Origin of the sequence: Halanaerobium saccharolyticum, assembly GCF_004362045.1 — a bacterium.
Taxonomy (GTDB): domain Bacteria; phylum Bacillota; class Halanaerobiia; order Halanaerobiales; family Halanaerobiaceae; genus Halanaerobium; species Halanaerobium saccharolyticum_C.
In genome coordinates, this window is the sequence record NZ_SNWX01000007.1 from 101,194 (window position 1) to 115,747 (window position 14,554).

Sequence of the window (14,554 nt, forward strand, 5' to 3'; positions counted from 1 at the left end):
TCTGTTAGTTAATTTAGTCCCTGATTTCCTTAACTTCTGCATAATTATAAACCGGACCGTCAATACAAACATAATTATCTTCAATTTTACAGTGTCCACATTTACCGAGGCCGCAGTGCATCTTCCTCTCATATGAAACCCAGATTTGATCATCAGGAACACCCAGTTTCTGAAATTCAATAATAGAATATTTCATCATTGGTGGTGGCCCGACTACTATAACCTCGGTGTTTTCAATATCTGCAAGGTGTAATTCTGCAATATGCTCTGTAATTAAACCAACACATTCTCCCCAGATATCACAGGTCTTGTCTACAGTTAATAAAACATCAAAATTCTGACGCCAGCGATTTATATCTCTTTCAAACAAAAGGCTCCCGGCATCTTTAAAACCGGCCAGAACTTCAAAATCGCTCAGCTGATCTAGATTATTATTTGCATATTCAATCAGACTGCGGACAGGAGCAAGTCCGGTCCCACCGGCTGCAATAATCAAATTTTTATCTCGATAATTTTCAAAATCAAAGCCATTACCATAGGGACCGCGCAGATAAAGAAAATCCCCTGTTTCTAAATTATGAATTTTATCAGTCAGCTTGCCAACTTCTCTAATTGTCAGCTCCAACCATTGATCAGTAAAATTGCTAACTGAAATTGGTGCTTCACCATAACCAGGAATTGAGACTTCTAAAAATTGACCAAAGTTAAGCTCAAAATCTGACTCAAGCCTAAATGTATATTCAATTTCTGTTTCCTGAAATATTTCTAAAATCTCTGCTTTTTGAGACAAATATGGATTTTTTAAACTTTTCTCAGCAGTTAAAGCCATTATACTCCCTCCTCAATGATTGTTGATAATTTATTAATACATTTTGAAAATGAAATATATTCCGGACAAACATCATCACAGCGGCCGCAGCCAACACACATATCAAAATCAAATCTCTCACCAAAATCATAAATTTTATGCATGGTTTTATAGCGCATCCGGTCTCCATACTCTTCTCTAAAGTTATGTCCTCCTGCCATTTCTGTAAAACCATCAATATGACAGCCGGCCCAGCGTCGGAAACGCTCCCCACTTTTTTTGTTTTCATCATATAAAACATCCTTTACTGTAAAACAGCTGCAGGTTGGACAGGAAGTATTACAGCGGCCACAGGCGATACAGCGCTGACTATATTCTGTCCAGAGTTGATGTTCAAAAACTTCATTTGTCAGTTTATCACGGTCAGGCAAATTAACTTCAATCTTATTTTTCCTAATAAACTCTGGTTCAAAATCAATTTCTTTCGCCTGAGCTTCAAATTCTGCTGCTAAATCCTGATCATTAACTTCACAGCTGACTCCATCCTCTTCAAAACGTAAAAAAGCTGAGTAATCTCTGGACTCTACCGTATTGCTGTCCATCGAAACACAGAAACAGGAATCAAAACCTGTAGTACATTCAATAACAAAAAATTTAACCTTTTCGCGCAGCCTTTTATAATAAATGTCCTCTTCCGGTCCATTTTCTAAAAATATTTTATCCAGACGCTTAAAAGCGTTACGGTCACAGGGACGCAAAAAGATGATATATTTATCATCTGTATCTGAAGCCATAAATTGTTCTCCCTCTACAAAATGAAAAAGAGTTTCTCTGATTGGAAAGACAATTTCTTTAGCTGAATACTTACTCTTAGCTGTCAATTCAATTTCTTCCAGACTTTTAACCAGATCATATGTAATTAAATCATTTGCTGAAAAACTATCCTTTTTCTTTTTTCGTACTGGAGCATAAATTTGATATTCCTGATCCAGGCTTTCTAAAAGTTGATTAAATTCATTTTTACTAAAATTAAAACCCATTCTTTTTCCTCCATTTCTATAAATACAAATTACAATTATAGTTTTAATATAGAGACTTTAAGCTGCATTCTTATTCTTCGTTTTCAGGCTTAGATTACCGCTGGAAGCATACCAGTAAAGGGCGCCAATTAAAATTGCTCCACCAACAATATTGCCCGCTGTAACAAAGGCCAGATTATGGATATATCCCCCTAGAGTTATCGCAGCAGAGTGAGGTATCATTAAACCCATTGCTAAAAGAGACATATTGGCAATACTGTGTTCAAAACCACTACCTATAAAAGCAAATAAACACCAGAAAATTAATGTCAGTTTTGCCATTTCATTTTTAGCCTTGATTGCAGTCCAGACAGCCAGACAGACTAAAATGTTGCATAAAACTCCGCGGAAAAATAATTCTCCAGCTGGAGCAGCCATTTTAACAGCTGATGCACTTAATATAAACTCAGATGTCGGTGCAGCAGAAATTAGGCCTGACTTAAAAATCATCCAGGCAGTAAAAATGGAGCCAATTAAGTTCCCAAGATAACAATAAAACCAGAGTTTAAGCATCGAAGCAGCAGTAATCTTTTTATCAAGCCAGCCAACAGTCATAATTAAATTGTTTCCTGTAAAAAGCTCAGAGCCAGCAAATAAAACCAGGATTAAAGCCACTGCAAAAGATGCACCCATGACAAGCTTTGTAAATGGTGAGCCGACAGCATTAAGTGGTGCTCCTATGGAAAAAATCAGCATAATTCCCAATCCAACAAAACCACCAGCAAAAGCTGAAAAGACAATATATTTCAGCTTATTTGCTTCCATATAATTAACTTTCTTAACAGCAGCATTTCCAACAGCTTCAATATTTTCTCTGTACATTTAAACCATCCTTCCTATGTGAAATTTAGTACTATTATATGTGAGTATTTTAACAGGAATACTCAAGTTTCTCTGTGATTTAACTCACAGACAGCAACGATAGGTACCAGGTACAAATCGAGCGATTTGTACCTGGTACCTATAAACTTATATTCTGTCAACTCAATTTAGCACTTGTCTATCTACAGTTGATTTTATATAATTAAGACAAGTTAGACTAAATAGTTAGAATTTTTATTAAATCTATTTTTACTAAGAGAGGGGTTTTAGTATGTATGGAAACAAAACTATAGAAGAATTCCTAAATGAGCTGAGCTCAAATAATTCTATTCCGGGTGGTGGCAGTGCTGCTGCTTTAAGTGGAGCTTTAAATGCTTCAGTTATTAGCTTTATTGCTAATCTGACAGTTGGTAAGGAAAAATATCAGGATGTTGAAGCTGAAGCCAGAGAAATACTGCTAGAAAGTGAAGAATTAAAAAGAGAAATGCTGCTGATGATTGATCAGGACAGTAAAATTCTTTCGGATATTTTAGACAGTTATAAAGCTAGAGATCAGGAAAAAGTTAAATCAGTCTGTCAGGATGCTGTAGAATTTTCGATGGATATGACAAAAAAAGCAGTTAGACTGATGCGCCTCAGCTTAGAAATTAGTGAAATTGGAAATAGAATGCTGGCCAGTGATTTTGAAGTAGCAGCTTACATAGGCGATGCGGCAGTTGGTAGTGCAATTGCCAATGTTAAAATTAATCTTAAAAGCCTGGATAATGAAGAATATAAATCAAATATCAAAAATGAATATTTAAAATTAAAAGATGAAAGTTCTCGCCTAAAAAAAGAAATAATCGAATTAGCTAATAATTAATCATTATATTAATATTTCAGAGCCGTACTTTATTTAATTTTTGCTATAATTATAAACAAAGGAAGTGGAGATATGAAAAAACTTGGTGGTAAAGAAATAGCAGAGAAAATAAAAAGTAATTTAACTGCTGAAGTCAAAAGACTAAAAAGTAAAACCGGAAAAGCACCTCACTTAATTGTACTGCAGTATGGAGAAGATGCAGCTAGTAAATCATATGCTCAGAGAATAGAAAAAAACTGCAAAAAAATTGGTATAGAATTTGAATATCAGCAGTTTATTGAAGAACCGGATAAATTTAAATCTTGCTTAAAAGATGCCAATGAAGATGCTAGAATTACTTCAATTATGGTTCAGCAGCCACTTCCACCTGACTTAATGGAAAGTCTGGAAATGATTAATCCTCAAAAAGATATTGAAGGAATCACCTCCGCTTCTCTGGGAAAACTTTTTGTTGGTCTGGAGACCTTAAATCCTGCTACAGCTGAAGCATGTATGGAAATTCTGGATTATTATGAGATTCCACTAAAAGGTCAGCGAGCTGTTGTAGTTGGCAGAAGTAATATTGTTGGTAAACCTGTTTCTATTTTATTACAGCAGAGGCACGCTACTGTAACCATGTGTCATTCCCGAACCAGAGATTTAGAGTGGGAGTTAAAACATGCTGATATAGTGGTAGCAGCAGTAGGAAGAGCAGAAATGATCAAAGGCGAAATGCTAAATGAGGATTCGATTGTTATTGATGTTGGCACTAATTTTGTCGAGGGAAAATTACTGGGAGATGTCGACTTTGATTCTGCCGCAGATAAAGTTAAAAGTATAACCCCTGTTCCAGGTGGAGTGGGAACAGTTACCAATCAGGTTTTAATGCGCAATATAGTCAAATCATTTAAAAATTTGCATGGAATTAAATAATCACATCGCTTTTATTTGCAGAAGTTATAATAGCAAAATTAGCACATCAATATATAAGATAAAATTCAAAAAAAGCCCTGCTTCATAGAACTTGAAGCAGGGCCTTTTTATTAAACTACGAACTATTTATTTCCAGATATTCATTACTTAATAGCTAAGTTAATTCAATTAATTTAATTTTTTTAACTATTAATTTTTTAATCAGTAATTAATTCTAAAGGTACTGGAATATACTCTTTAACTTCATTTCCATTTGCTACCTTAACTGCTGTTTCTACTGCCATTTCACCCATCAAAGTAGGTCTTTGGGCAACAGTAGCCGCCATTTTACCTTCTTTTACAGCTTCTACTGCATCATCAATAGCATCAAAACCTACAATCATAATCTCATCTGAACGTCCAGCTGCTGAGATAGCTTCCATTGCACCTAAAGCCATATTATCATTGTGTGCAAATACAGCATCAATATCTGGATTACCCTGAAGAATATTTTCCATAACTGTCATACCTTCTGCACGATCAAATCCTGCAGGCTGTCTGGCAATTACTTTCAGGTTAGGATATTTATCCATCACAATATTAAATCCTTTACCTCTATCTCTAGCAGCAGAGGTTCCAGGAATTCCCTGAAGTTCGACAACATTACCTTCTTTATTTAACTGCTTAGCAATGAACTCACCTGCCATTTTCCCACCCTCAACATTATCCGAGGCAATATGACTTACAACATCTCCACCTTCAGCTGCACGGTCAACTGTAATTACAGGTACACCTGCATCATTAGCAGCAGTAATTGCCGAAACAACAGCATTTCCATCAACAGGATTTACAATTAAAACATCAATTTGTTTAATTAATAAATCTTCAACACTGCTTAACTGCGCTGCAGCATCATTTTGAGCATCTACAGTTAAAATTTCTACACCCATTTCTTCTGCCATAGATTCAGCACCATCTTTTAAGTCAACAAAGAAAGGATTATTTAAAGTAGATACAGCCAGACCAATCTTAATATCCTGAGCGGCAGCACCAGCTGAAAGTCCAACCAACAGAATTAATGATAAAGCTAAAACAATAGTTAATTTTCTCATTTTTTTATTCCTCCTTGAATTTTTATTCTTTAAATGAATTTTGTCAAAAAGAAGCTGCTAACAAGCTCACCTCCTATTTAAAATATTTTTCTTAATTTATATTATCACTGCTGCTGGCTCTTACGATCTAAGAAGACAGCAAGCAGAATAACAGCACCTTTGGCAACTAATTGATAAAATGAAGATACATTTAAGAGATTTAATCCATTATTTAAAACTGCGATGATTAAAGCACCAATAATAGTTCCAACTACCCCTCCACTACCACCAGAAAGGCTGGTTCCACCAAGAACAACAGCTGCAATCGCGTCTAACTCATAACCTTCTCCTGCCATCGGTTGAGCAGAATTTAATCTGGAAGTTAAAATTATTCCACTTACAGCTGCTAAAAAACCATTAAGTGCATAAACTGCAATTTTTATTTTATCTGTATTAATACCGGATAACTTAGTTGCTTTTTCATTACCACCTATTGCATAAATATAGCGGCCCAGTGGTGTCTTTTTAAGCAGGATATAAATTACAAATAAAAGTAAAAACATAATAACAACCGGAACTGGAATTCTACCTAAATAACCGGCTCCAAAAAATCTAAATGTTTCATCAAACCCAGAAATTGGACGACCATTTGTGTAAATTAGAGTAAAACCTCTGGCTATGGTCATCATTGCTAAAGTTACAATAAATGCCGGCAGTTTGGCTTTTGCAACTGCAATACCATTAAATAAACCCAGCGCTGTACCGGCTGCCAGACCAATAAAAATAGCTAAAAATACATTCAAACCAGAATTAATAATCATTCCAGCAGTTATCGCTCCTGAAAAAGCCAGCATTGAACCAACTGAAAGATCAATCCCACCTGTTAAAATCACCATTGTCATCCCAAAAGATATAATAGCAATAATTGAAACCTGTCTCACTATATTTAGCAGGTTTGGTATTGTTAAAAAATAAGGACTTAAAAAAGATAAAATAATAATTAAAACTAAAAGTCCAATACCTGTTTTAAATTTATTTAAAACTTCTAAGATATTATTTTTATTTAGATTACTACTAAGATTATTCACTTTACTGATTCCTCCTTCCGGTTGCCAGCTGCATTATCTCTTCCTGGTTAGCGTCAGCGGCATCCAGCTCTCCCATTATTTCTTGTTCGTGCATCACCAAAATACGATTACTTAAATTTAAAACCTCAGGCAGCTCTGAAGAAATCAAGATTACTCCCACTCCATTATCAACTAATTCCTGCATCAAATTGTAGATTTCCCTCTTAGCTCCCACATCAATTCCGCGTGTTGGTTCATCTAAAATAACAACCTCCGGCTTTGTAGAAAGCAGCTTAGAAATTACAACTTTCTGTTGATTTCCACCACTTAAATTTTTAACCAGCTGCATTTCTGAAGGTGTTTTAATACTTAAATCCTCAATATATTTTTGAGCAAGTTCTTTTTCAGCAGCAGCATTTATAAAAGTGTGGGCTTTTAACATTGTGGTTAAAACAGAGATGCTTATATTATCAGCAACCGGAAGTCCAAGCACTAAACCCTCATCTTTACGATCTTCACTTAAATAAGAAATGCCATTTTTCAGAGCATCAGCAGGAGAATTAATTTCTAATTTCTTGCCTTTAAAATATATATCTCCTGTTTTTTCTTTATAAACTCCGAAAACAGCTTTTGCCAGTTCAGTTCTGCCGGACCCCATTAAACCAGCAATTCCAAGAACCTCTCCTTTATGCAGTAAAAACGAAGCATCTATAATTTTATCGGGTACTGCCAAATTCTCAACTCTTAAAATTTCTTCTCCCGGATTAAATTTCATTTCCGGAAAACGATCTTCAATTGTTCTACCAACCATCATATTTATTAATTGATCTTCATCAGTCTCAGCTGTTTTAACTTCTCCCACAAACTGGCCATCTCTCAAAACTGTAACTCGATCACAGATTTCGAAAACTTCTTCCAGGCGATGTGAGATATAGACAATTGATATCTCCTGTTCCTTTAGTCTTTCTATTAGTTCAAATAAAATATCAATTTCCTGATTGGTTAAAGAAGAAGTTGGTTCATCCATTACCAGTATATCAGCATTCTGCGAAACAGCCTTTGCAATCTCAACCATCTGCTGACTACCAATATTCAAATCCTTTATTTTAGCTCTGGGATCAATATCAACTCCGAGCATCTCCAGAACATCGGCTGTATTTTGATAGAGTTGTTTATAATTTATAAAAATTCCTTTTTTATCTTCACGCCCAAGATAAATGTTTTCTGCCACATTAAGATGGGGAATTAATTCTAACTCCTGATGAATTATAGCCAGTCCGGCATTTTGAGCTTCTTTTGTATTTTCAAATTCAACCGGATCGCCCTTTACTATAATTTCACCCTCATCTCGTTTATGAATTCCATTCAGAACTTTCATTAAAGTGGATTTCCCAGCTCCATTTTCTCCCAGTAGAGCATGGACTTCTCCTTTTTTGAGAGTAAAATTAACTCTATCTAAAGCTTTAACTCCAGGAAATGTTTTGGTGATATTTTTCATTTCCAGTACTTTTTCGTTTCCCATTTAAAAATCAACTCCTGAAATCAAAATTATATTAGCATAAGGAATAATTTCTCCACTCCGGACCACAGCTCTAGAGTTATTTGTTGCTTTTTTAAACTCTTCGTGAGGAAGATATTCAATTTCTACTTCTGGCAGTAGAGCAAAAATTTTCTCTTCCAATTCTGGACTTTTTTCCTTTATTTCTGCTGCCAGGATTGCTTTTTCAACAACTAAATCATCTAAAGTAGCTCTAAGTATTTTTAAAAATTCAGGATAACCCTTTGTTAATGACAAATCAACTCTCTCAACTCCTTCTGGAATTGGCAGACCACAGTCTGCAATTACCAGACTGTCCTTATGTCCCATTTCAGCAATTACTCTGGACAATTCGCTATTAATTATTCCACCTTTTTTCATCTTAGTTACTCCTTTCTGCAAGGAATTCGTTCAACTCTTTTTTGTCAGGGATAGAACTCTGCGCACCCCTTTTTGTGACTGAATAAGCTGCAGCCTTAACAGCAAAATCCAGAGCTTGCTTATGATTTTTCTCTTCAATTAAGCTGGCTGCAAAAGCACCTGCAAAAACATCTCCGGCAGCTGTAGTATCAACTGCTTTAACTTCTAAAGAATCTAAATGAATCGTTTCCTGACCATTATAAAAATTTACTCCTCTTTCTCCCTCAGTCACTATAATGTTTTTTACACCTTTATTTAAAAGTTCCTTAATTTTTTCTGATCGATTTTTAGCTTCAGTATCTGCTAACAATAAATCCAATTCTCCTTCATTTGGTAATAAATAATCTATTTTAGAGAGAATATGATCTGATAATTTTTGAGCTGGAGCTGGATCTAAAATTATTTTTGTATTATTTGCTGCAGCAATTTCTACAATTTTTTCAATAGTTTTAACTGGTATTTCTAACTGCAGCAGTATGATTTTCGCTTCAATAATTTTATCTTTTATTTTTTCAATCTTTCCTAAATCTAATTCATAATTAGCACCAGGAGAAACTATAATCCGATTATTACCTTCTGGATCAACTGTAATTACAGCAACACCTGTGCTCACACCTTCAATTTCAAAAATATTGTCAATCTTAGCTCCACCATTTTCCAGGCTTGCTTTTAATCTGGGAGCAAAACTATCATCTCCACAGGCTCCAATAAACTCAACCTCATCTCCCAGTTTTGCTGCTGCCAGAGCTTGATTGGCTCCTTTGCCACCAGGGATCTGCTCAAACTTACCTCCAATTATTGTTTCACCTTCCTGAGGATACCGTTCAGTTTCTACAACCAGATCCATATTCATGCTTCCAATTACAAGTATTTTAGACAATTAATTCACCTGCTTTCTTCTTTTACTATATTTAAACTGATTCTCGAATAATTAAGTTAGTTTTTAATGTATGATCTTTAATTTCTGCTTCCTGATTGTTTATCATTCTTAACAGAACTGTTACTGCTCTTTCTCCCATACTGTATTTAGGCTGCCGCATAGTAGTTAATTCTGGTCTTAAAAGTGAGGCAATGTCAATATCATCATGTCCAGCAACTGCAATATCATCCGGGATATTTAAATTAGCAGCAAATAAGGCTTTATATACCCCGGCAGCACTTAAATCATTGGCTGCAAAAACAGCAGAAGGACGATTTTTTAGCTTCAGTAGTTTCTGCATTGCTTCAAACCCAGAATGCTGAGTATAATCTCCTTCAATAATATAATCATCATTTATCTTAAGTTCATAATCCTGAAGCGCTTTTTTATATCCTGCCATTCTCTCCCGAGCTGTAGTAGTATTTAAATCACCACTAATATGGGCAATTTTTCTATATCCTTTTTTTAGCATGTATTCTGTCATCTGGTAGGCAGAATCTTTATTATCAATACTAACCAGAGGATATAAATCACTGAGGACAGATCTATCAATCTGAACCACCGGAAAATTTGTAGCTCTTAATTCTTTAAGTATTTCTTCATTCCCCAGAGAAAGAGAAACAATTAAACCATCTACCTGTTTACTTTTAAATAAATCAACTGCTTTTCTTTCTCTTTCTAAATGATTATCAGTATTGAAAAAAATAACAGAATAACCAAGTTTCTGTGCTTTATCCTCAATGGCTCTAGCTACCTGAGGAAAAAATGGGTTGCTAATATCCGGAATGATCAGACCAATGGTATGTGTTTTCTGCATTACCAGCCCCCGGGCTACACTATTAGGGTTATAATTCAGCTCATCAATAATTTTTAATATTTTAGCTCTGGTATCATCCCCAACATCAGGTTTATTATTTAAAACCCGGGAAACCGTGGTAACTGATACATCTGCTTCTTTTGCTATATCTTTGATTGTTACTTTCATTAGTTATCACCTGATTTATAATAAAATTATCAAACAACCTGCATTAAACAAAAATTAACTGAAATTTTAAGCCAAAATTTCAATATTTAAGATTCGTTAACGTTTACGGTAACGTTTCCATTTATAATTATAAAATATTCTGAAAAATAATTCAAGTGATAATTCTATTGATTTTAGTTAAAATATGTCTTCAGTTAAGGTTATCTCTTCCTCAGGCTCAAATTTTAATTTTAAATACTTGAGACTAGGTTATTCTTGATAATATACTTACTAAAACAATTTCTTAAATTATTTTTTAAGAAAAATAAAAAACTCCCCGGGGGAGGGGAGTAAAATTATAATCTGCTAAAATTTATATAAATTAAGTTAAGAGAGCTCTAACAATTATAAATCCAATTGAAGGTGCCACCAGAGTTCCCAGTCCAGTATAAAAAGTTGCTGTCATCGCACCATAAGGAACTAATTCCGGATCAGTAGCTGCCAGTCCTCCGGCAACTCCACTGGTAGTCCCTATTAAACCACCATAGACCATAGCTGAAGTTGGATTATCCAGTCCGACTAATCCGGCAATAAAAGGCGTAATAATCATGGTCAAAATTGATTTCACCAGACCAGCTGCTACAGAAATAGCAATTATTTCTGAACTAACCCCCAGAGCTGTACCTGTTACCGGACCAACAATAAAAGTCACTGCTCCAGCTCCAATTGTAGTTACTACTGCCGGATCTGTATAACCTAAAATTACAGCAATTATACTACCGACTACAAAAGAAAACGTAACTCCAACTAAAAGGGAAATAATACCTACCGGCCCTGCCTTTTTAAGATTTTTCAACTTCACACCATAGGCAGTTGAGATAATAGTGTAATCTCTCAGCATACTTCCACCCAGAAGAGCAATTCCGGCTCCCCCAAAGATAGAAATATCAGCTAAACCACTGCTGCCTCCGGTAATTTTTCCTCCAATATAGGCTAAAACTAAACCAGTTATAATTGCCAGGGCAGAAGCTATTCTTTCTTCTCCCATCATAATTGATATCTTTTTTGTAACAAACATAATTAATGCAACCAGAGCGATCGAAATAATTAAATGATCTGCTCCGGCAAATGAATTTAAGGCATTTGCAAACAAGTTAAAATCACTTCCAATCTAATTTTTATTTATTTAATTTCGATAATAACGGTACTAAAAACATTGCTCCAATAGTTGCTACCCCACCAGCCAGAATAGCAACTGCACCACCTCTTATTGCACCAACAACATTTAATCTGGCTGCCATAGCAACAATAATTGGAATATACAGAGCACTTAAAAATTTAATTCCATTTTCAGTTCTGGTCTTAAAATTAAAACCTCTATTTTCTAAATAATTAACAGTAAGCACCATAAACAGCATGGCAAGACCAACACCACCAACATCTCCCCCAGTTCCAATAAACTGACCGAGCAATCTTCCTAAAAAGGACCCCAGCAGCATAAAGAATGCCACAAATCCCATACCAAGAATCTCCATTGTTTCACTCCTTTATCTTATAAAAGTAATTTATTATTTAAATTAAACTTGAAACTAATTAAGATATTATTCCCTTTTCCCGCATTTCTTTAATCTCCTGCTCACTAAATCCAAGGCTTTCTTTAAGTACTGAATCAGTATGTTCTCCCATTGCAGGTGCATGAGTTTTTATTTCGCCTGGAGTTTCTGATAAATGGAAAGGAGAACCAGCCACTTTAACCTTACCAACACCCGGCTGTTCTAAATCTACTATCATATCTCTATATTTTAAGTTTTTATCTTCAACTACTTTATCTACTGTATTAACAGGAGAATAAGGTAGATCATATTCTTCAAAAATTTCAGTCCATTCTGCAGTAGTCTTTTCTTTCAATCTTTTAGCAAGAATCGAAATTAACTCACCTTTATTTTCTGCTCTTAAAGGATTTGTTCTAAAACGCTCATCATCTGCCAGTTCTGGCATCTCAATTGCCTGACAAAATTTCTGCCAGAGATTATCATTTCCAATTGGGGTTACTATATAGTTATCCTTTGTTTTAAAGGACTGGAAAGGTACAATTGTGGGATGAGCTCCACCTAATGGACCGGGGATTTCTCCTGCCATTGTATATCTGGCTATAGCATTTTCTAAAACAGAAACTAATCCATCAACCATTGACATATCAACATGCTGACCTTTGCCGGTTCTGTCTCTGTAACGAAGAGCACTTAAAATACCAATAACCGCCTGATGTCCAGACATAATATCACCAATGGAGCTTCCTACTCGACAGGGTTCTCCACCTTCAGGTCCAGTAATGCTCATCAAACCGCTATATGCCTGAGCAACCATATCATAGGCCGGTTTGCTTGCATATTCTTCTAGAGCGTCATGACCGAAACCACAGATTGAACAATATATAATATCCTCTTTAATTTTCTTTAATTCTTTGTAAGAAAAACCAAGTTTTTTCATGGTGGTAGGACGATAATTTTCAACTACCACATCTGCATCACTGATTAAATCTCTTAAAATTTCTTTTCCTTTTTCTTCTTTTAAGTTTAAAACCACACTTTTTTTATTGCGGTTAATACTGATAAAATAACCACTCCTCTGATCCCCCAGATCATCTTCCACAAAAGGTCCAAACTGTCTGGAATCATCACCATAAGGTGGCTCTATTTTAATAACTTCAGCCCCCAAATCTGCTAAAATCATTGTAGCAAATGGGGCTGCTAAAACATGACTTAAGTCTATTACTTTTACTCCGTCTAAGGCGCCCACAAGAAATCTCCTCCTATTAGTAAATTATTAATTCATTTTTTAATGAAAAATCAAATTCGACCCAGAGTCAATATGACTCATAGTCGAATTATATAATATTATTATAAATTTGTCCAGCTAATTTTATATTTTTAGAGTAAATTAGTGCTTTTAGTAATATTTTTAAGGTTATTGCTTCTAATCCTTTTTAAGAACATAAAAGCAGTTTAAGAATAAATTGTATTTTCTTCAATCGAGTAGGAGGGAAATAATTAGTTTATTCCCCGTCCTCTCACACCACCACAGCTTACCGATCGGTACTGGGCGGTTCATTAAGAATTAATTACTTGTGCATATCTTTCCGTAAAACTAAAGTATCCCAGCTTCTTTAATAGCTGGTTGGTAAAGGTTCTCGCAAGTATTGGGCTATTGGATATTCTCCAGTAGCCTTTTCTTGTGTTAGCATATTCCCAGGCTTTAGCTTCTTTAACACCCAGTTTCCTGAGCATTCTAAAGCGAGTTTTGATTCTCTTCCATCGTTTCCAGTAGCACATCCTTATTCTTCGTCTTGCCCACTGGTCAAGCTCTCTCATCTTGCTTTTCATATCAGCTATTTTATAATAGCTGACCCAGCCTGTGATTGTCTGTTTTAATTTCTTAAAACGATATTTCATCGTCCAGGGCTTGCTTCTTGATGTGAGTTCTTTTATCTTTGCCTTAATTTTCTTAATTGATTTCGGGTGGACTCTAACCCTTACTTCACCATTCATTTGATAAAATGAAAACCCCAAGAATTTTCTTCTCCAGGGTCTGCCGACTGCACTCTTTGTTGTATTAACTTTTAGTTTCAGTTTCTTTTCAATAAATACAGTTATACTTTTCATGACCCTTTCAGCCGCTTTCCTGCTTTTAACATAGATCTGATTGTCATCAGCATAGCGACAGAATTTATGATTGCGTTTTCCCAGTTCTTTATCCAGTTCATCCAGCATTATGTTACTAAGCAGTGGACTTAGAGGCCCGCCCTGCGGGCATCCTCGGTCTGTTTTCTTAATTAAACCATCAATCATTACTCCTGAATTAAGATAAGCTCTTATTAATTTCAGTACCCGCTTATCCTGCACTCTTCTGGCTACTAAAGACATTAGTTTATCATGTTGAACAGTATCAAAATACTTTGCAAGGTCTATATCGACCACCCATGTATAACCATCATTTATATATTCTTTAGCTTTATTTACTGCCTGATGTGCATTCCTTCCAGGTCTGAAACCGTAGCTGTATTCTGAAAATCCTGGGTCAAATATTGGTGTCAG

Annotated in this window: 15 protein-coding genes; 2 read left to right on the plus strand and 13 right to left on the minus strand. The window is 35.3% G+C overall.

Annotated elements, in window-relative coordinates; translation table 11 throughout:
* Positions 1 to 13 precede the first annotated feature (13 nt).
* Genes asrB through DFR79_RS06555 form a run of 3 tightly spaced genes read right to left on the minus strand, consistent with a single transcriptional unit; the run spans position 14 to position 2,709 of the window.
* Complete coding sequence (gene asrB / locus DFR79_RS06545; protein ID WP_133514699.1) at positions 14 to 829, minus strand: anaerobic sulfite reductase subunit AsrB; 816 nt, start codon at positions 827 to 829, stop codon at positions 14 to 16.
* Positions 829 to 1,848 carry an anaerobic sulfite reductase subunit AsrA gene (gene asrA, locus DFR79_RS06550; RefSeq protein ID WP_133514700.1) on the minus strand — a complete coding sequence of 340 codons (1,020 nt, stop codon included), beginning with the start codon at positions 1,846 to 1,848 and terminating at the stop codon, positions 829 to 831. Before asrA ends, asrB begins: the two co-directional genes overlap by 1 nt.
* Before the next feature lie 57 nt (positions 1,849 to 1,905).
* A complete protein-coding gene (locus DFR79_RS06555; RefSeq protein WP_133514701.1) occupies positions 1,906 to 2,709 on the minus strand; it encodes a formate/nitrite transporter family protein in 804 nt (267 codons plus the stop codon).
* Between the two features lie 271 nt (positions 2,710 to 2,980).
* Here DFR79_RS06555 and DFR79_RS06560 point away from each other — a divergent pair, with 271 nt between their 5' ends.
* Both DFR79_RS06560 and DFR79_RS06565 read left to right on the plus strand, forming a co-directional pair.
* Complete coding sequence (locus DFR79_RS06560) at positions 2,981 to 3,571, plus strand: cyclodeaminase/cyclohydrolase family protein (protein ID WP_133514702.1); 591 nt, start codon at positions 2,981 to 2,983, stop codon at positions 3,569 to 3,571.
* 72 nt (positions 3,572 to 3,643) lie between these two features.
* Entirely contained in the window at positions 3,644 to 4,483 is an 840-nt protein-coding gene (locus DFR79_RS06565; protein ID WP_133514703.1) for a bifunctional 5,10-methylenetetrahydrofolate dehydrogenase/5,10-methenyltetrahydrofolate cyclohydrolase, read from the plus strand.
* A 197-nt stretch (positions 4,484 to 4,680) separates the two neighbouring features.
* Here DFR79_RS06565 and rbsB read toward each other — a convergent pair whose 3' ends face one another.
* From rbsB to ltrA, 10 genes are all read right to left on the minus strand, one after another.
* Positions 4,681 to 5,574: a ribose ABC transporter substrate-binding protein RbsB gene (gene rbsB / locus DFR79_RS06570; protein WP_133514704.1), complete on the minus strand. Its 894-nt coding sequence runs from the start codon at positions 5,572 to 5,574 to the stop codon at positions 4,681 to 4,683.
* Positions 5,575 to 5,678: 104 nt separating this feature from the next.
* Positions 5,679 to 6,641: an ABC transporter permease subunit gene (locus DFR79_RS06575; protein ID WP_133514705.1), complete on the minus strand. Its 963-nt coding sequence runs from the start codon at positions 6,639 to 6,641 to the stop codon at positions 5,679 to 5,681.
* 1 nt (position 6,642) lies between these two features.
* Positions 6,643 to 8,142, minus strand: a complete 1,500-nt coding sequence (locus tag DFR79_RS06580; protein WP_133514706.1) for a sugar ABC transporter ATP-binding protein — start codon at positions 8,140 to 8,142, stop codon at positions 6,643 to 6,645.
* Complete coding sequence (gene rbsD, locus DFR79_RS06585) at positions 8,143 to 8,538, minus strand: D-ribose pyranase (protein ID WP_133514707.1); 396 nt, start codon at positions 8,536 to 8,538, stop codon at positions 8,143 to 8,145.
* A 1-nt stretch (position 8,539) separates the two neighbouring features.
* A complete protein-coding gene (gene rbsK, locus DFR79_RS06590) occupies positions 8,540 to 9,457 on the minus strand; it encodes a ribokinase (RefSeq protein ID WP_133514708.1) in 918 nt (305 codons plus the stop codon).
* 31 nt (positions 9,458 to 9,488) lie between these two features.
* Positions 9,489 to 10,481, minus strand: a complete 993-nt coding sequence (locus DFR79_RS06595; protein WP_133514709.1) for a LacI family DNA-binding transcriptional regulator — start codon at positions 10,479 to 10,481, stop codon at positions 9,489 to 9,491.
* 361 nt (positions 10,482 to 10,842) lie between these two features.
* A complete protein-coding gene (gene madM / locus DFR79_RS06600) occupies positions 10,843 to 11,613 on the minus strand; it encodes a malonate transporter subunit MadM (RefSeq protein ID WP_133514710.1) in 771 nt (256 codons plus the stop codon).
* A gap of 25 nt (positions 11,614 to 11,638) precedes the next feature.
* A complete protein-coding gene (locus DFR79_RS06605) occupies positions 11,639 to 11,995 on the minus strand; it encodes a malonate transporter subunit MadL (protein ID WP_133514711.1) in 357 nt (118 codons plus the stop codon).
* Positions 11,996 to 12,053: 58 nt separating this feature from the next.
* Positions 12,054 to 13,259 (minus strand): CaiB/BaiF CoA transferase family protein, encoded by a 1,206-nt coding sequence (locus DFR79_RS06610; protein WP_133514712.1) that lies wholly within the window; start codon positions 13,257 to 13,259, stop codon positions 12,054 to 12,056.
* Between the two features lie 311 nt (positions 13,260 to 13,570).
* Positions 13,571 to 14,554: group II intron reverse transcriptase/maturase (ltrA, locus tag DFR79_RS06615; protein ID WP_133514713.1), on the minus strand; the 984-nt coding region annotated here is incomplete at its 5' end.